The following is a 17,904-nucleotide window of genomic DNA, read 5'->3' on the forward strand; positions in this document are numbered from 1 at the left end:
GACCCGTACCCCCGCCGACCGGGGTACGGGCCGCAGCTCGCGGAAGGACACGCACACGCGTGTGCCTCGTGAACGACCCACGCGCGTGTGCCTAGTTGTCGCCGTCCTCCTCCCAGCCGAAGCTCTTCTCCACCGCCTTGCGCCAGTTGTGGTACTCGCGGTCCCGTACCGACGCCTCCATGGAGGGCGTCCACTCGACGTCCTTCTGCCAGTGCGCCTTCAGCTCGTCCAGGTCGTTCCAGACACCGGTGGCGAGCCCGGCCGCGTAGGCGGCGCCCAGGCAGGTCGTCTCGGAGACCTTGGGCCGGATCACCGGTACGCCGAGCACGTCCGCCTGGTGCTGCATCAGCAGGTTGTTCTTGGTCATGCCGCCGTCCACCTTCAGGGTGGTGATCTGCACCCCGGAGTCCTGGAACATGGCGTCCACGACCTCCCGCGTCTGCCAGCTCGTCGCCTCCAGCACCGCGCGCGCGAGGTGGCCCTTCGTCACGTACCGGGTCAGCCCGGTGACGACGCCGCGCGCGTCGGAACGCCAGTAGGGGGCGAACAGACCGGAGAACGCGGGCACGATGTACGCGCCGCCGTTGTCGTCCACGCTCGCGGCGAGGGTCTCGATCTCGTCGGCGCTGCGGATGATGCCGAGTTGGTCGCGGAACCACTGAACGAGCGCGCCCGTTATGGCGATCGATCCCTCCAGACAGTAGACCGGCGCCTCCCCGCCGATCTTGTAGCCCATCGTCGTGAGGAGCCCGTTCTTCGAAGGGACGGGCCGGTTCCCGGTGTTGAGCAGCAGGAAGCTGCCCGTGCCGTAGGTGTTCTTCGCCGTGCCCACGTCGTAGCAGGCCTGACCGAACACGGCCGCCTGCTGGTCGCCCAGGGCCGACGCGACGGGTACGCCCGCGAGTTGGCCGACCGCGGTGCCGTAGACCTCGGCGGAGGACTTGATCTCGGGGAGGATCGCCTCGGGGACGTTCATCGCGGAGAGGATGGACGGGTCCCACTGGAGGGTCTCCAGGTTCATCAGCATGGTGCGTCCGGCGTTCGTCACGTCGGTGACGTGCTTGCCGCCGTCGGTGCCGCCGGTGAGGTTCCAGATCAGCCAGGAGTCGATCGTGCCGAAGGCGATCTCGCCGCGCTCGGCACGGTCCCTGAGGCCGGGCACGTTGTCGAGCAGCCAGGCCGCCTTGGGGCCGGAGAAGTAGCTGGCGAGCGGCAGCCCGGTCTGTTCGCGGAACCGGTCCGGCCCGTCCGAGCCGCCCAGTTGCTTGCACAGGGCCGCGGTGCGGGTGTCCTGCCACACGATGGCGTTGTGCACGGGTTTGCCGGTGGCGCGGTCCCAAAGGACCGTCGTCTCCCGCTGGTTGGTGATGCCGAGCGCGCTCAACTGGTCGGCGCGCAGTCCCGCCTTGGCGATCGCCCCGGCGACCACCGCCTGCACCTTGGACCAGATCTCGGTGGCGTCGTGCTCCACCCAGCCCGGCTTGGGGAAGATCTGGCGGTGCTCGCGCTGGTCGACGGCGACGATCGCGCCGTCCTGGTTGAAGACGATGCAGCGGCTGGAGGTGGTGCCCTGGTCGATTGCGGCGACGAACCTGTCCGTCATGACGACCCCTTTGTCGTGTCCTTCGGATCCTCCGGAGAATTGCTCCGGTCCTTCGGAGGGCTGCTTTCGGAAGACGGTTGTCAGAAGGCTGCGTTGAAGATGACTCCGGCGAGCGCCCCGCCGATCAGCGGTCCCACCACCGGGATCCACGCGTAACCCCAGTCCGAGGTGCCCTTGTTCGGGATCGGGAGCAGCGCGTGGACGATGCGCGGGCCCAGGTCGCGGGCCGGGTTGATGGCGTACCCGGTGGGACCGCCCAGTGACAGACCGATGCCGACCACCAGGAAGGACACGACCAGTACCGCGGTGCCGGACGTACCGAGTCCCTTGGTGAGCCCGAAGGCCAGGATCGGCAGGACAAGTGCGATCGTCGCGATGATCTCCGTCATCAGGTTCGCCACCACGTTGCGGATCGTGGGCGTGGTGGAGAAGATCCCGAGCGTGGGCTGGGCCATCTCCTCCTCGGCGTTGGCCTGGAACTGCGCGTAGTAGACGAGCCAGCACAGCACCGCGCCGAGCATGGCGCCGACCATCTGACCGGCGATGTAGAGCGGGACCTTGTCCCACTTCCCGGTGTCGATGGCGATGCCGATCGTCACCGCCGGATTGAGCTGCCCGCCGGACAGCGGTGCGGCGGTGTACGCCCCGGCCATCACGCCGAAGCCCCAGCCGAACGCGATGACGATCCAGCCGCCGTCCTTCGCCTTCGAGTAGTTGAGTACGACGGCGGCGACCACGCCGGCGCCGAAGAGGATCAGGATCGCGGTGCCAATGACCTCACCGAGGAATATGTCTCCATTGCTCATGGCGGCTCCTAGGCTCTCGCCCGGGACGGTTGGCCCCGGTCCTCCGTGCAGGGTGCGGTTCCCTTGGCGACTTCAGCCGAAGGCAGGGAGGGTCCCGAGCCCCGCCCGGCGTCCGTGACGAGCGTGCCGTCGCAGCCGAATCGCCCGTGGAAAGTGGGCCTGAGCGCAGGCGGAGCCCGCGCGGCGCAGTGCCTGGTACGCCGAGAATGTACGGCGATGTCGACCGACACCGGGAAGTGTTCACCGGCACCCAGGGAGCGTCAAGGTCGCGGACGGCAACGGTGACACCCGCCCTGACGGCCCCTCAAGCCCCGTAGGGAGCCTCCGGGCCGCGCTCAGCGCCCGGGGGACTCCGCCGCCGTGCGGGGGGCCTGTGCGGGCGTCACGCGCGATCCGCGCAGGATCTCGTACTCGGTCAGTCCCGCCCGGCTCAGCACCCAACTCGTGCCGTCCAGCGCCTTCGCCGCCTTCTTCAGCGGTGCCAGACACGCGGCCGCCTGCCGGTGGTCGGTCACACTGCCCGGCAGGCACAGGACGGTGGCCAAGGACAGCGTCACGGCCCGGCCGCCCGCCTCCCAGGGCACGTCGAGCACGGCGGCGGCCAACGGACCGAGCCCCTCCGGATCGGTGAGCACCAGGAAGTCGTCCCCGCCGATGTGCCCCACGCGTGTGTGCCCGCCCGCCGCCGACTGCAGGGCCCGCCCGACCGACCGGATCAGCTCGTCGCCCGCCGCGAACCCGGCCCCGTCGTTGACCTGCTTGAAGTGGTCGACATCCAGCCAACTCAGCGCGAACGTCAGCCCGTTCGCGATCCGCCGGTCCACCTCACCGGTGATCGCGTCCGAACCCGGCAGCCTGGTCAGCGGATTGAGCCCCGCCGCCTCCTCCACCCGCGTCTCGGCCAACGCCCGCACCAGATCCGCGAGTCGTACGACGCCGACGCACCGCCCGTAGCGGTCGACCACCGCCACGTCGTCCGAGGTACGGTCCGCGTCGCCGACCGCGACGACGTCCAGGACCTCCCAGGCGGTCGCGTCGTCGCCGACCGTCCGCGGCACGTCGCCGAGCTTGGCGGCGGGCCGGTCGGCGTACAGGGCGTGGCCGTAGCGCCCCGACATCGACAGCAGGAAGCGCGACCGGTGCACCGACCGGACCGGCACCCCGTCCCGGTCCACGAGCACCACTCCGGAGACGTCCGGCGAGCTGGTCAGCAGCGCCCGCACCTGACCGGCGGACGCGGTGTCGAGCAGCAGTGCGGCAGGCCGCACGAACTCCCGCACCCACGGCCCGGAAGGCGGTGTCGTCGCGAGGCCGGGAGCCCGCGCCGGAACGTATACGTCGGCGGCGGGCACCCGGGTCGCCGGCGCGAACAGCTCGCCCTGCGCCAACTGGGCCCCGGCCGCCCGCGCGGTCGCGCACTGCGCCTCGGTCTCGACGCCCTCCACGGACAGCAGGGCGCCCAACTGCTCGCACAGGGTCCGCATCGCCCGCACCGCGGCCGGCCGCTCCAGCAGCGACGCGTCGAGCTTCACCAGGTCGGGCGCGAGATCCGTGAGCAGCCGCAGGGGTACGTCACCGTCGCCGACGCCGTCCGTACAGATCCGGAACCCCTGGCCCCGCAGCTCGGACACCGCCTCCAGGAGCGCCCGTCGGGGCACGTGCGTGTACGGCGGGCCGATGTCGATCGTGACTTCCCACGGGAGCCGTCCCGCCTCACGCACCGCCCTGTGCAGCGGGGTGAGCCCGCCGAGGTCGGCGAGGGTGCCGGCGAACACGTTGATGTGCAGCGGCAGCAGCGTCTCCTTGCGTGCGGCGGCGCGGACCGCCAACACGGCCAGCCTGCCGTCGAGTTCGGGGTCGCGGCGGGCCTCGGCGAGGATGTCGCCGGTCTCCGGGCGGACGAGGATCTCCAGCCCCGCGATTCCTCCGGTGGTCAGATTGACCACTGGCTGGAAGGCGAAGCGGAGAGTGTCCGTCGAGGAGCGCACGGCAGCATGATGACGCCACCGGCGTACGTCCAGGGCCAGTTCATAAGACGTTCACGCAGCCTGCGGCCCGATCACACGGCGTGCCCGGCCCGCCGCCGGTCACCGCACGGCGAGCACCGCCGACCCGTGCCCGAACAGCCCCTGGTTCGCGGTGAGCCCCACCCGCGCCCCCGCGACCTGCCGGTCGCCCGCGTTGCCCCGCAACTGCCAGGTCAACTCGCAGACCTGGGCGATCGCCTGCGCCGGAACCGCCTCCCCGAAGGAGGCCAGTCCACCGCTCGCGTTCACCGGTATGCGCCCGCCCACAGCTGTCGCGCCCTCCCGGAGCAGCTTGGCGCCCTCGCCCTCGCCGCACAGCCCCAGGTCCTCGTACCACTGCAACTCCAGGGCGGTGGACAGGTCGTACACCTCGGCCAGGGAGAGCTCTTCGGGGCCGACGCCCGCCTCCTCGTAGGCCGCGCGCGCGATCGACGCACGGAAGGTCTCGTCCGGCGCCGGCGCGCCCGCCGCGGAGTCCGTGGCGATGTCCGGGAGGTCCAGCACCGTGTTGGGATAGCGCGGCGTCACTGTGGACACCGCCCGGATCCGCACCGGGTCCGCCGCCCCGTGCCGGCGCGCGAACTCCATGCTGGACAGCACCAGGGCGGCACCGCCGTCCGAGGTGGCGCAGATGTCCAGCAGTCGCAGCGGATCGGCGACCACCGCGGAGGCGGCGACCTCCTCGGCGGAGACCCGCTTGCGGTAGCGCGCGTACGGATTCAGCGCCCCCAGGGCCGCGTTCTTCACCTTGACCTGCGCGAAGTCCTCAGGGGTGTCCCCGTAGAGGGCCATCCGCCGGCGCGCGTACAGCCCGAAGTACGTCGGATTCGTCGCCCCGAGGACGCGGAAGCGCAGCCAGTCCGGATCGTCGTGCCGCTCGCCGCCGGCCGGCCGGAAGAACCCCTTGGGCGCGGCATCGGCACCCACGACCAGCACCACGTCCGCGAGCCCCGAAAGGATCTGCGCCCGCGCCGCGTTGACCGCCTGCGCCCCGGACGCGCACGCCGCGTAGACGCTCGCCACCCGGGCGCCCTGCCAGCCCAGCGCCTTCGCGAACGTCGCGCCCGCCACATACCCCGGGTACCCGCCACGCACCGTGTCCGCGCCGACGATCGAGCCGACGTCCCGCCACTCCAGCCCGGCGTCGGCGAGCGCCGCCCGGGCCGCCGCCGTCCCGTACTCGACGAAGCCGCGCCCCCACTTCCCCCAGGGGTGCATGCCCGCACCGAGCACCGCCACGTCCGCCGTCATTCCGCCACCCCCGTAGGCCGCCAGTGCCAGGTCGTCCAGGTCGTCTCCGCGTCCTCGCTCAGCACGCCGGGGACGACCTCCACCTCCATGCCCACCGTCAGATCGGAGACGGTGATCCCGGGAACCGCCTGTCCCAGCACCACGATCCGCTCGGACTCCAGCTCCACAGCGATCAACGCGTACGGTTCCCACGGAAGTTCCGGATCGGTCACATACGGTGACGGTGGCCGATATCGGCTGTCCGTGTAGGACCAGACACGGCCGTGCCGCGACAGCGGGACCTCGGCCAGTTCGCCGCCCCCGCAGGCGGGATTGCGGCAATGGCCGTCCTCACGCGGGAAGAAGACCGAGGCGCACGCCGAGCAGCGCGTGCCCAGCAGCCGGAAGTCGTCCCCGTCCCCGGTGAACCAATCGGTGACCACAGGTGTGCGTGTCCGCGACAACGTCCCTCCACAGCACTGGATCTGACGGAACGTCAGAAGTGTGCCACGGGCAACGGAAAATGAGCAGGGCGTTTCGGTGAACCATCGAGCCACTTACGGCGTCGTGATAGCGGGAGGGACGGCCGGGGCCCACGGGGGTGGTTCCGGCCGTTTCCCGTTCACGCGCACGGCCCCCGGAAAGACGCCCTCCGCTTGATCGGATACAGTCCGCCGGGTGTCCGAAACTCAAGCCTCCGTCCCCAACTCCGGGCCGAACAGCCACTGTTCGAGCTGCGGATCGCCCTACGGAGAGGGCGTCTCCGGCTGGCCCCGCACCTGCCCGGCCTGCGGCACCGTCGCGTACCGCAACCCGCTGCCCGTAGCCGTCGCACTCCAGCCCGTGTACGACACCAAGGGCACCGCCCTGGTCGTCATCACCCGAACCGTCGCCCCCGCGCGCGGAGGCGTCGCCCTGCCGGGCGGTTACGTCGACGACCGCGAGGACTGGCGACAGGCCCTCGTCCGCGAACTCAGGGAGGAGACGGGCATCGACGCCGCGAGCCGCGACGTACGGCTCGTCGACGCCATCAGCTCGCCCGACGGCCATCTGCTGCTCTTCGGGGCCCTCCCCGAGCGCCCCGTCGAGGGGCTGCCCAAGTCCGTCGCCACCGACGAGACGGAGGGCTGGCACCTCCTGCGCAGACCGGAGGAACTCGCCTTCCCGCTGCACTCCGTGGCCGTCAGGGCCTGGTTCGAAGGCCGGTACCTCTGAGCTCAGCCCGCACCGAGCCCTCGCACCCGGACCGGGTAGGACGGCGCGCTCACGCCGTCCTCGTCCTCCCGCTCCACGACCACCTGCCGGCCCTCCCAGCGGGCGACGTACCGCTCGATCTCCGGTTCGTCCCAGCCGTCGCCCGCGTCCGGCACCACCAGCCCGCCCCCGGTCCGCCCCCGGGCGGGCGCCCACACCTCCAGCTCCAGCCCGCCGCCCGCGCCCCGCACGGGCAACACGGCACCCGCGCGCGCGAGCACCGGGATCCGCGACAACGGGGCGTCGAGGAGAATCTGGGCCGGCCCCTCGTAGGCCCGCTCCGTCTCCGTGTCGTACCAACGCCCCCTCGGCAACTGCACCGCACGCCGGTCCGACCCGGGATCGAGCACCGGCGCCACCAGGAGACAGTCGCCCAGCAGGAAGGCGTCCTCGCAGTCCCGTAGCGCGCGGTCCTCCGGAGCGCCCCACCACAGGGGCCGCACATAGGGTGCCCCGGTCCGCCGCGCGAGATGGGCCAGCGTCATGAAGTACGGCAACAGCCGCCGCCGTTCGACGAGTGCCACGCGCGCGTGCTCCAGCACCTCGGCACCGAACTCCCAGGGCTCCCGACGCCCCGCCCGCAGACTCGCGTGGGTCCGGAACAGCGGCAGATACGCGCCGAGTTGGAACCAGCGCAGATACAGCTCCGGCGACGGACTCCCGTCGAAACCGCCCACATCCGGACCCGAGTACGGCACCCCGCACAGCCCGAGCCCCATGACCAGCGACAGCGAGGCCCGCAACCCGGGCCAGCCGGTGGCCACATCACCGGACCAGGTGCCCCCGTAGGACTGCATTCCGGCCCACCCGGAGCGCGAGAAGAGGAACGGCCGCTCCTGGGGGGCCAGTTCGCGCAACGCCTCGTAGGCGGCTCTGGCCATGCACAGGGCGTACACGTTGTGCGCCTCACGATGGTCGCCGCCCCGCCCCTCCAGGTCGTGCCGGGCCGAACGCGGCAGCGTCGACTCCCCGAAGGCGGCGAAGGACGTCGGCTCGTTCATGTCGTGCCAGAACCCCGTGAACCCCTGCGCGAGCCGCTCCTTGTAGAGCCCGCCCCACCACTCCCGCACGCGCGCGTGCGTAAAGTCCGGGAAAACGGCCTCCCCGGGCCATACGACTCCCCGCACCAGCCGCCCCGAGGCGTCCCGCACGAAGGCGTCCTCGGCCGTCCCGCTGTCGTAGACGGCGTTCCCGGGCTCGGCCTTCACCGCGGGGTCGACGATCGACACCAGGCGGATGCCGTCGCGTCGCAACTCCTCGGCGAGCACCGGCAGTTGCGGGAAGCGCTCGTGGTCGACCGTGAACACCTGGTGCTCGTCGTAGTGGTCGATGTCCAGGTGGACGGCGTCCAGCGGCAGACCGCGCTCCTGGTAGCCGGCGACGATCCGCCGCACCTCCTGATCGCTGCCGAAGCCCCACCGTGCGTGATGGTGCCCCAGCGCCCACGCCGGCGGCAGCGCGGGAGCCCCGGTCAGCGAGGCCCAGGCGTGCAGCACGCGCGCGGGGGTGCCCACCACCACCCAGCAGCGCAGCGGACCGCCGTCCATCCGCAACTCGGACGCCCCGGCGCGGTCGTGCCCGGAACCGGCACCCTCCTCGCCCTCCCGCAGCGTCACCGTGCCGTCCCAGGAGGTGTCGTGGAACACCAGGTGGGTGGCCGCGTCGGCGACGACCAACTGCACCGGCATGGTGACGTACAGCGGATCGTCACCCGGCTCGAACGCATGCCCCGGGTCGGTGTTCCACAGCCGGTACGTCCCGTCGCGCAAGCGAGGGCCCGAAGCGCGCCCGCCGAGCCCGAAGAAGCGGGCGTCCGCCGCCACCTCCGAGCGCTGCATCCAGCGCGCCGTGCCCCCGCCCACCGGTTCCCACCAGCGCGGCGGCAGATCCCGGCGCAGCGTCACACCTCCGGGCGTACGCACCTCGACCGCGCCGTGCCGCGACACCGCGACCGTCACCCGCTCCGCCACGACCCGCCAGCCGCCGTCCTTGTCCGGCTCCAGGACCGCCCGGGGATCCGGCTCGGGACACCGCCCCCCGAGCGCGTACGACGGCTCGGGACCGGCCCCGTCCCAGCCCCAGAAGACGGCCCCGTTCGCGGCGACGGTGATGCGCAGCTCGGAACGGCTGAACCGGACGACCCCGCCGCCGGGCCCGGGCTCCGCCTCCCGCACCGGCCCCGGTACCCGGGCGCGCTCCGCCCCTCGCGAGGGCAGCCCGGAGGCGTCGGCACGCCTCATGCGCCACGCCGCCCGTACGGTACGCAAACCCTGCGCCGCCCCCGTCGAACCGACCACCTTCACCGAACGCACCAGGTCACGACCGTCCATGCTGCTCACCCTGCCATTACAGGCCCCGGATAACCGTGTCGTTCAACTGCCGTTCACCCGTGGTGGGACCACATCTTCACGACACGGACCATCTGGGGCGCGCCCTGGTGCAGAAGTCGATCACATGGCATCGTCCGTGTCAGCCGCGTCACGCGCACACCCCCGCACGTGCGCGACCGACGCACACGACGCGCACAGTCCCGGGAGCCGCCCCATGTCGACCGCGAACCCCCTGCCGCTCTGGCAGCCAGATCCGGAACGCATCGCCCAGGCACAGGTCACCAAGTTCCAGTCCTGGGCGGCGGAACACCACGGAGCGCCCTCCGACGGCGGCTACGCGGCACTGCACCGCTGGTCCGTCGACGAACTGGACACGTTCTGGCAGGCCGTCACCGAGTGGTTCGACGTCCGCTTCTCGACCCCCTACGCGCGCGTGCTCGGCGACCGCTCGATGCCCGGCGCCCACTGGTTCCCCGGAGCGACCCTCAACTACGCCGAGCACGCCCTGCGCGCGGCGGAGACCCGCGCCCACGAACCAGCCCTCCTGTACGTCGACGAGACGCACGAGCCGAGCCCGGTCACCTGGGCGGAGCTGCGCCGCCAGGTCGGCTCCCTGGCCGCCGAACTGCGCACCCTCGGCGTACGCCCCGGAGACCGCGTCAGCGGCTACCTCCCGAACATCCCGCAGGCCGTCGTCGCCCTGCTCGCCACAGCCGCCGTGGGGGGCGTCTGGACCTCCTGCGCCCCCGACTTCGGCGCCCGCAGCGTCCTGGACCGCTTCCAACAGGTCGAACCGGTTGTCCTGTTCACCGTCGACGGCTACCGCTACGGCGGCAAGGAGCACGACCGCCGCGACACGGTCGCCGAACTCCGCCGCGAACTGCCCACCCTGCGCGCCGTCGTCCACATCCCCCTCCTGGGAACCGACGCCCCCGAAGGCGCCCTGGAGTGGTCGTCCCTGACCTCGGCCAACGTGGAGCCGGTCTTCGAAGAGGTCCCCTTCGAGCACCCTCTCTGGGTGCTCTACTCCTCGGGCACGACCGGCCTCCCCAAGGCCATCGTCCAGTCCCAGGGCGGCATCCTCGTAGAACACCTCAAACAACTCGGCCTGCACTGCGACCTGGGCCCCGAGGACCGCTTCTTCTGGTACACGTCCACCGGCTGGATGATGTGGAACTTCCTCGTCTCCGGCCTCCTGACCGGCACGACGATCGTCCTCTACGACGGCAGCCCCGGGTACCCCGACACCGGCGCCCAGTGGCGCATCGCCGAACGCACCGGAGCGACCCTCTACGGCACCTCGGCCGCCTACGTCATGGCCTGCCGCAAGGCAGGCGTGCACCCGTCGAGCGACTTCGACCTCTCCAAGGTGAAGTGCGTCGCCACCACCGGATCACCGCTGCCGCCCGACGGGTTCCGCTGGCTGCACGACGAGGTACGCGACGACCTGTGGATCGCCTCGGTCAGCGGCGGCACGGACGTCTGCTCCTGCTTCGCGGGAGCCGTACCGACCCTCCCGGTGTACATCGGAGAACTCCAGGCCCCCGGCCTCGGCACCGACCTCCAGTCCTGGGACCCTAACGGCGAACCCCTGGTCGACGAGGTCGGCGAACTCGTGGTCACCAACCCCATGCCGTCCATGCCGATCTACTTCTGGAACGACCCCGACGGCACCCGCTACCACGACAGCTACTTCGACACATACCCCGGAGTGTGGCGCCACGGCGACTGGATCACCGTCACCTCCCGGGGCTCCGTCGTCATCCACGGCCGCTCCGACTCCACGCTCAACCGGCAGGGCGTGCGCATGGGTTCGGCCGACATCTACGAAGCGGTCGAACGGCTCCCGGAGATCAAGGAGTCCCTCGTCATCGGCATCGAACAGCCCGACGGCGGCTACTGGATGCCCCTCTTCGTGCACCTCGCCCCCGGAGCCGTCCTCGACGACGCCCTCCTGGCCCGCATCAAGCAGACGATCCGCGAACAGCTCTCCCCGCGCCACGTGCCCGACGAGGTCATCGAGGTCCCCGGCGTCCCGCACACCCTTACAGGGAAGCGCATCGAGGTTCCCGTCAAACGCCTCCTCCAGGGCACGCCGTTGGAGAAGGCGGTCAACCCGGGCTCCATCGACAACCTCAACCTGCTGAGCTTCTACGAGGAACTCGCCCGCAAACGCGCCTGATCGGCCTCCCGTAGAGGACGATCACCCTCCATAGGTGGCCTCGGACTCACCGAGCACAGCGGCGAAGTCCGAGGCCAGCCGCGTCGCGTCGGCCGGTTCGAGGTCGGCGACGGAGATCCGTACGCCCGGCTCGGACGACAGCCGGAACCGCGCACCGGAGGCGACCCACCAGCCGTACGACCGCAGCCCGTTGACCACGGCGGACTCGTCCCGCACGGGCACCCAGAGGTTCATGCCGCTCGCCCCGTGCGCCTCGGTTCCCCGCTCGCTCAGCTCCCTGCGGAGGGCCTCCCGGCGCAGCGCGTACTCCTCCTGCGCGCGCGTGACCAACGCGCGCGTGCCGTCGTCCGTCATCAGCCCGTGGACGGTCTCCTGGAGGAGATGACTGACCCAGCCGGACGTCAGCAACAACCGCCCGTCGTGCCGCGCCAACGTGATCGGATCGCAGGCCGCTGCGGCCCACCGCAGGTCGGTGCCGAGGAACTTGCTCACCGTCCGCACATGCACCCACCGCGACAGCCCACCGGACGCCAGCGACCAGAGGGGAGCGCTCGCCACGGCGGACGCGTGGTCGTTCTCCACGACCAGCACCTCCGGCTCGTCCCTGAGTACCTCGACGAGCGCGTCCCGGCGCGCCTCCGAGAAGCAGCCCCCGTAGGGATTCTGCGCCCGAGGACTGCACACCACGGCGCGCACACCCACCCGCAGCGCCGCGCGCAGGGCATCCGGCCGTAGACCCTCGTCGTCCACGGCGACCGGCACCATGCGCAGCCCCAACGCCGTGACCAGATCCAGGAGATGGTGATAACCGGGGTCCTCCATGGCTACGGCATCACCGGGCCGCAACTCCACGGACAGCAGCCGCCCGATCAGATCCAGCGCCCCGTGCGCGAAGGTCACGTGTTCCACGGGCACACCATCGGGCCGAAGCCAGTACCGTACGGCCTCCTCCAACCGCGCCAGCCGCGGCGTCGACCGGTGGGACCGCGCCCCCGGGGACAACCGCGAGGGCGGCACCAGAGCAGGCAGGAACGCGGGATCAGGGTGCCCGCCGGCCAGATCCCGCAGGCCTTCCGGGACCCGGGGCGGCCGCCGCGACGCCACCGCCGGAGCCTGCGCCACCACCGTCCCGCCGCGCCCGCGCGTGACGACGATGCCCCGCTGCCGCAGCTCCTTGTACGCCGTTGCGACGGTCCCCGGACTCACCCCGAGTTCGTCCGCGAGCCGCCGCACCGGAGGCAGCGCGGCACCCGGCCCCAACGCCCCTTCGGCCACACGCCGTTCGACGGACGCGGCAATCCCCTTGGCCGTCGTACCAGTGATCGCATATTGTATTGCCACGTCGATCACTATGTATCAATACATAATTCAGCGCAAGGGGGAGCAGTGGATACGCCGAGTCGCGCAGCCGTACGGCCGAAACGCATTCCTGGAGGACGCGACGGCCGCAGAATGCTCGCGATCGCCCTCGTCGACCGCACCGGCAGCGGACTATGGGCCTCCGTCTCCGTCCTGTACTTCACCTACGTCTCCCACCTCTCCGTCGCCCAGGTGGGCACCCTCGCCGCGATCGCCGGAGCCATCGGCATCGCCGGCGCACCCCTGGGCGGCCGCCTCGCCGACCGGTTCCCGCTCACCCGCGTCCTCGTCGCCCTCCAACTCCTGCGCGCCCTGGCCTCGTTCGCCCTGCTCACCACGGACAACTACGTCCTGCTGATCGTCTTCTCGGCCGCCGGCGGTTTCGGGGACCGCGCCGCCAACGTGCTCACCAAGCTCTACGCCACCCGCGTGGCAGGCCCGGACCGTATCCGCTACCAGGCCATCAGCCGCACCGCGGCCAACGCGGGCTGGGCCCTGGGCGGCCTCACCGCCGCGGGCGCCCTCGCCCTCGGCACGACCGCCGCCTACCACTGGCTCCTCCTCGGCGACTCCCTCTCCTTCGTCGCGGTCGCGACCCTTACCCTGCGCTGCGGCGAACCGCCGTCGCCACAGCGCACCGTGAGGACGTCAAAAGACACGACACTCGCGAGCAAGCCCCCGAACCCCTGGCGCGACCGCACCTACCTCGCCTACGTCGCGACCGAAACCGTCCTCTTCCTCGACGACGCCGTCTTCAAGGTCGGTCTGCCGCTGTGGATCGCCCACGCCAGCAACGCACCGCACGGACTGGCACCCCTGCTGATGGTCCTCAACAACGTGATGGTGGTGGCGCTCATCGTTCCCATGGCCCGCTTCGCCACCACGACGGCGGCCACCCGCAACCTGCTGATACCGCTCTCCGCCGCCTTCGCCCTGGGCGGCTGCACCCTGGCGCTCTCGGCCACCGGCGGAGCCGTCACCGCCGCGCTCCTCCTCACCGTCTCGGCAGCCGCCTTCACCATGGCCGAGATGCTGCACGCCACGATCTCGTGGGAGCTCTCCGTCGCCCTCGCACCCGACACCGCGCAGGGCGCCTACCTCGGCGTGCACGGACTCGCCCAGTCCACCCAGCGCAGCATCGGCCCACTCGCGGTCACCGCGGCCATCGCCACCGGCCCCCTCGGCTGGACCGTCTTCGGCGCCGCCATCGCTCTGACCTGCATGATTCAACACCGCCTGGTCCGCGAGCCACTCGCTCGGACGCCGTTGTCAGTGCCGCCGGTTACTGTGAGTGAGCATTGATCGACCGTGCACAGGGGGAAACATGGCTAACACCGACCACCAGACCATGCGACGCGTTCTGCGCCGCGAAATCGCGGGCACCATCGGCCTGTTGACCGACGAGCAGGACTTCAGCGCCATGCGGCGCTATCGCAGCTTCACCTTCGACGACCACACCGCCTACCTCCAGCAGGTGGAGACCCTCCTCAGGAGCCGCGCCTCCCAGGGCAGCCACACCAGCGTGGCCCTCTTCGACCCGCAGGAATACGCCGAGTTCTGCGCCGGCAGCGGCCTCGAACCCGACCACCCGTCGAGCCGAACCCGCTTCACCGCCGAACTCGCGGCCACCGGCCCGACCCTGCTCTACGAAGGCCAGCCACTGGCCGACCTCCTCCCGGCCCTGGTCGACGAGGCCGTCCGCCAGGCGACCTGGGAGTACGCGACCACACTCCTGTCCCGCCTCGGCGCCTGCGCCTCCTGCGGCGAGGACATCGGCCGCGCGGCCTTCACCCGGGCCTCCGACCTCCTTGTCCGCATCCTCGACACAGCCCGCCCCGGCAACCGACACCTCGTCTGCAGCGTCTCGGGACCACCGGAAACCCTCGTCTCCGTCCTCCACGCCGACCAGGACGAGGCGGGAACCACGCACCTGGACGACGCCGAGGCCCTGGAATTCACCACGGTCCTCGCCCTCGGCCTCGCCACCCGAAGCCCCGGCGGCCTCGTCATGCGCACCACCAGCCCCAACACCACCGACTGCATCTACGGCTGGCGCCTGCGCGGCGACGGCCTGGAAGCCCTGACCGCCGGCGAGGTCTTCGACGCCTACTGCACCGACGTCGAATCCGGCGACCTCATCTCCCCGGAATCAGGCGTCGACTACTGCGCACCACCGGACCTCGGAGACCTGGAGCCACCCCAAGGAGGACACCACCACTGAACACGCCAGGGGCGCCCCACCCACTGGTGAGGCGCCCCTGGAACACAGCCGACAACGTGCCGTTGGCCCGACTACTCGCCGGACAGCACCGCCTGAGCCGCCGCACGCGCCTCTTCGGCACTGTCCGCGGCCCGCGCTGCCAACGCGGCCCGCTCGCACTGCGCCAGCGTGTACTTCGCCAACGTCGTCCGTACATAAGGAATCGAAGCCGCACCCATGGAAAGGGAGGTGACCCCCAGACCGGTCAGCACACAAGCCAGCAGCGGGTCGGACGCGGCCTCACCGCAGACACCACAGCTCTTGCCCTCGGCCTTCGCCCCCTCGGCGGACATCGCGACCAGGTCGAGCAGCGCGGGCTGCCACGGATCCTGGAGACGGGACACCGCACCCACCTGACGGTCCGCGGCGAAGGTGTACTGCGCGAGGTCGTTGGTCCCCAGCGACAGGAACTCGACCTCCTGCAGAATCGAGCGCGCCCGCAGCGCGGCCGACGGAATCTCCACCATGGCACCGAACTTGGCCCGCAGCCCGGCCTCCCGGCACGCGTCCGCGAACGCCTTCGCGTCCGCGCGGTCCGCGACCATCGGAGCCATGACTTCCAGATAGACGGGCAAGCCCTCGGCGGCCTTCGCGAGCGCCGTCAGCTGGGTACGCAATACGTCCGGGTGGTCGAGCAGCGACCGCAGACCCCGCACACCCAGTGCCGGGTTCGGCTCGTCGGCCGGCGTCAGGAAGTCCAGCGGCTTGTCCGCGCCCGCGTCCAGCACACGTACGACGACACGTCCCTCGGGGAACGCCTCAAGCACCTGCCGGTAGGCCTCGACCTGCTTCTCCTCGGACGGCGCGCTCTTGCTGTCGTCCAGGAAAAGGAACTCGGTACGGAACAGCCCCACACCTTCGGCCCCCGCCTCCAGCGCGGCCGGTACATCAGCAGGACCGCCGACATTGGCGAGCAACGGCACCTTGTGCCCGTCGGAGGTGGCACCCGGACCCGTGGAAGCGGAGAGCGCGGCCTTGCGCGCGGCGGCCGCGGCCTCCAGCTGCGCCTTCTTCTCGGCACTCGGGTTCACGAAGATCTCGCCAGTGCTGCCGTCAACGGCGACCACCGTGCCCTCGGCCAACTCCCCGGCCCCCGGCAACGCCACCACGGCCGGCACACCGAGCGCCCGCGCCAGAATCGCGCTGTGACTCGTCGGCCCGCCCTCCTCGGTGACGAACCCGAGCACCAGCGCCGGGTCCAACAGCGCCGTATCGGCAGGCGCGAGATCACGGGCAATAAGAACGTACGGCTCGTCGCTGTCCGGAACACCCGGCATCGGCACCCCGAGCAACCGGGCGACGATACGGTTCCGCACGTCATCGAGGTCGGCCACCCGACCGGCGAGATACTCACCGGCACCGGCCAGCAGAGCACGGTAGGCGGCGAAGGCGTCGTACACCGCCCGCTCCGCCGTACTGCCGACCGCGATACGGCGTTCCACGTCCGCCATCAGTTCGGGGTCCTGGGCCATCATGGCCTGCGCTTCGAGCACTGCCTGGGCTTCGCCCCCCGCCAGATTGCCGCGCGCCATCAGGTCGGCCGCCACAGCGTCCACGGCTTGGCGGGCGCGCCCCTGTTCGCGCTCCGCGTCCTCCACCGGAATCTGCTTGGCAGGCGGTTCCAGAACCGCCGTCCCCATGTGCCGAACCTCGCCGATCGCCACACCGTGGCTCACACCGACGCCTCGCAGCGTTGTCTCCATCTCACCCGTCTCCGATAGTGCGGCGGGTCCCGCCGCCGCGGTGGTTGTCCTGCTCACCGTCATACGACGGCACTGACGTCACTCCCAGCTGAAGAGACTGTCGCCGGTCTTCACATCGCCGTCCTCGCGGAGGTCGGAGAGAGACTCGGCGGTCGCTTCGAGAGCCACAATCGGGCACACCGGGGACTTGCCGGCGGCCTCGACGGCGGCCGGGTTCCAGCGCACGACGCTCTGGCCGCGGGTCACGGTGTCGCCCTTGTTGACGAGCAGCTCGAAGCCCTCGCCATTGAGCTGCACGGTGTCGATACCGAGGTGCGTGAGCACACCGTGCCCCTCACCGTCCACGACGACGAAGGCGTGCGGGTGGAGGGAGACGATGACTCCGTCCACGGGCGAAACGGCCTCGGAAGGCTCACGTACGGGGTCGATGGCCGTGCCGGGGCCGACCATGGCTCCGGAGAAGACCGGATCCGGCACCGCGGCCAGTCCGATGGCACGTCCTGCGAGAGGGGACGTCACGCTGGTCATGGGAAGCCTCCCAGGGGTGGAAATGTGATGGGGCCGTCACTACCTGTCCCGGACGGCACACTGAGCAGCAGGGTATGTCATATGTAGTAACGGTTCCGCCCGAGAGGTCCGGATTAGTGGTCTAGACCACACCTCTAATCGATTTGCACCTGCTCTACGGCCGCATGTACAGTCGTACTCCTGCTTGAGGCCGAGCGACGCGACCAAGCGTCTTTGCTTGGCCTGGCAGCACCCAACTTGTCAGATCCTATCCCGGGGTCATCTTCCGCATGCCTGCGGGACGGTGGTCAGGGGGCCGGAAAAACACTGATAGAGTTTGGAACACCGAAGGGAAGCCCGGAGGAAAGCCTGAGAGGGTGAGTACAAAGGAAGCGTCCGTTCCTTGAGAACTCAACAGCGTGCCAAAAATCAACGCCAGATATGTTGATACCCCGTCTCCAGTCATCATTTCGATGGTTGGGGCGAGGTTCCTTTGAAGAAATACATACAGCGAGGACGCTGTGAACGGTCGGGCTTATTCCGCCTGACTGTTCCGCTCTCGTGTGTGTGGTCCCGATTACGGGAAAACATTCACGGAGAGTTTGATCCTGGCTCAGGACGAACGCTGGCGGCGTGCTTAACA

General features: G+C 70.6%; 13 protein-coding genes. 4 read left to right on the forward strand and 9 right to left on the reverse strand.

Annotated features, from left to right (window positions below):
* Positions 1-91: 91 nt before the first annotated feature.
* The 5 genes from glpK to ACIBK4_RS48435 form a co-directional block, all read right to left on the reverse strand.
* Positions 92-1,603, reverse strand: a complete 1,512-nt coding sequence (gene glpK / locus ACIBK4_RS48415; protein WP_399006218.1) for a glycerol kinase GlpK — start codon at positions 1,601-1,603, stop codon at positions 92-94.
* An 80-nt stretch (positions 1,604-1,683) separates the two neighbouring features.
* Positions 1,684-2,409 (reverse strand): MIP/aquaporin family protein, encoded by a 726-nt coding sequence (locus ACIBK4_RS48420; RefSeq protein WP_019059636.1) that lies wholly within the window; start codon positions 2,407-2,409, stop codon positions 1,684-1,686.
* Positions 2,410-2,744: 335 nt separating this feature from the next.
* Positions 2,745-4,397, reverse strand: a complete 1,653-nt coding sequence (locus ACIBK4_RS48425) for an EAL domain-containing protein (RefSeq protein WP_399006221.1) — start codon at positions 4,395-4,397, stop codon at positions 2,745-2,747.
* A 99-nt stretch (positions 4,398-4,496) separates the two neighbouring features.
* A complete protein-coding gene (locus ACIBK4_RS48430) occupies positions 4,497-5,687 on the reverse strand; it encodes a lipid-transfer protein (protein ID WP_399006223.1) in 1,191 nt (396 codons plus the stop codon).
* Positions 5,684-6,109 carry a Zn-ribbon domain-containing OB-fold protein gene (locus ACIBK4_RS48435; RefSeq protein WP_399006244.1) on the reverse strand — a complete coding sequence of 142 codons (426 nt, stop codon included), beginning with the start codon at positions 6,107-6,109 and terminating at the stop codon, positions 5,684-5,686. The genes ACIBK4_RS48430 and ACIBK4_RS48435 overlap by 4 nt, the downstream gene beginning before the upstream one ends.
* Positions 6,110-6,344: 235 nt before the next feature.
* On the opposite strand from ACIBK4_RS48435, the gene ACIBK4_RS48440 reads away from it, so the two are divergent.
* Complete coding sequence (locus ACIBK4_RS48440) at positions 6,345-6,881, forward strand: NUDIX domain-containing protein (protein ID WP_366434402.1); 537 nt, start codon at positions 6,345-6,347, stop codon at positions 6,879-6,881.
* Between the two features lie 2 nt (positions 6,882-6,883).
* Here ACIBK4_RS48440 and ACIBK4_RS48445 read toward each other — a convergent pair whose 3' ends face one another.
* Positions 6,884-9,250: a TIM-barrel domain-containing protein gene (locus ACIBK4_RS48445; protein ID WP_399006225.1), complete on the reverse strand. Its 2,367-nt coding sequence runs from the start codon at positions 9,248-9,250 to the stop codon at positions 6,884-6,886.
* Between the two features lie 214 nt (positions 9,251-9,464).
* Here ACIBK4_RS48445 and ACIBK4_RS48450 point away from each other — a divergent pair, with 214 nt between their 5' ends.
* Positions 9,465-11,432 (forward strand): acetoacetate--CoA ligase, encoded by a 1,968-nt coding sequence (locus tag ACIBK4_RS48450; protein ID WP_399006227.1) that lies wholly within the window; start codon positions 9,465-9,467, stop codon positions 11,430-11,432.
* A gap of 21 nt (positions 11,433-11,453) precedes the next feature.
* Here ACIBK4_RS48450 and ACIBK4_RS48455 read toward each other — a convergent pair whose 3' ends face one another.
* The gene (locus ACIBK4_RS48455; protein ID WP_399006229.1) at positions 11,454-12,773 is read right to left on the reverse strand and encodes an aminotransferase class I/II-fold pyridoxal phosphate-dependent enzyme; all 1,320 of its coding nucleotides are present in this window, start codon (positions 12,771-12,773) and stop codon (positions 11,454-11,456) included.
* Positions 12,774-12,884: 111 nt separating this feature from the next.
* On the opposite strand from ACIBK4_RS48455, the gene ACIBK4_RS48460 reads away from it, so the two are divergent.
* Both ACIBK4_RS48460 and ACIBK4_RS48465 read left to right on the forward strand, forming a co-directional pair.
* Positions 12,885-14,093, forward strand: a complete 1,209-nt coding sequence (locus tag ACIBK4_RS48460; RefSeq protein WP_399006230.1) for an MFS transporter — start codon at positions 12,885-12,887, stop codon at positions 14,091-14,093.
* Between the two features lie 22 nt (positions 14,094-14,115).
* Entirely contained in the window at positions 14,116-15,012 is an 897-nt protein-coding gene (locus tag ACIBK4_RS48465; protein WP_399006232.1) for a hypothetical protein, read from the forward strand.
* Between the two features lie 71 nt (positions 15,013-15,083).
* On the opposite strand, the gene ptsP is transcribed toward ACIBK4_RS48465, so the two are convergent.
* The gene (gene ptsP, locus ACIBK4_RS48470) at positions 15,084-16,754 is read right to left on the reverse strand and encodes a phosphoenolpyruvate--protein phosphotransferase (RefSeq protein WP_399006234.1); all 1,671 of its coding nucleotides are present in this window, start codon (positions 16,752-16,754) and stop codon (positions 15,084-15,086) included.
* 78 nt (positions 16,755-16,832) lie between these two features.
* The gene (locus tag ACIBK4_RS48475; RefSeq protein WP_399006236.1) at positions 16,833-17,282 is read right to left on the reverse strand and encodes a PTS glucose transporter subunit IIA; all 450 of its coding nucleotides are present in this window, start codon (positions 17,280-17,282) and stop codon (positions 16,833-16,835) included.
* Positions 17,283-17,904 lie beyond the last annotated feature (622 nt).

Source organism: Streptomyces sp. NPDC050528 (assembly GCF_044457795.1).
GTDB lineage: Bacteria > Actinomycetota > Actinomycetes > Streptomycetales > Streptomycetaceae > Streptomyces.

Coding starts and splice junctions, on each gene's coding strand:
- ptsP (WP_399006234.1), bottom strand. CDS start 16,754: ATGGAGACAACGCTGCGAGGCGTCGGTGTGAGCCACGGTGTGGCGATC.
- ACIBK4_RS48450 (WP_399006227.1), top strand. CDS start 9,465: ATGTCGACCGCGAACCCCCTGCCGCTCTGGCAGCCAGATCCGGAACGC.
- ACIBK4_RS48460 (WP_399006230.1), top strand. CDS start 12,885: ATGCTCGCGATCGCCCTCGTCGACCGCACCGGCAGCGGACTATGGGCC.
- ACIBK4_RS48465 (WP_399006232.1), top strand. CDS start 14,116: ATGGCTAACACCGACCACCAGACCATGCGACGCGTTCTGCGCCGCGAA.
- ACIBK4_RS48420 (WP_019059636.1), bottom strand. CDS start 2,409: ATGAGCAATGGAGACATATTCCTCGGTGAGGTCATTGGCACCGCGATC.
- glpK (WP_399006218.1), bottom strand. CDS start 1,603: ATGACGGACAGGTTCGTCGCCGCAATCGACCAGGGCACCACCTCCAGC.
- ACIBK4_RS48445 (WP_399006225.1), bottom strand. CDS start 9,250: ATGGACGGTCGTGACCTGGTGCGTTCGGTGAAGGTGGTCGGTTCGACG.
- ACIBK4_RS48475 (WP_399006236.1), bottom strand. CDS start 17,282: ATGACCAGCGTGACGTCCCCTCTCGCAGGACGTGCCATCGGACTGGCC.
- ACIBK4_RS48430 (WP_399006223.1), bottom strand. CDS start 5,687: ATGACGGCGGACGTGGCGGTGCTCGGTGCGGGCATGCACCCCTGGGGG.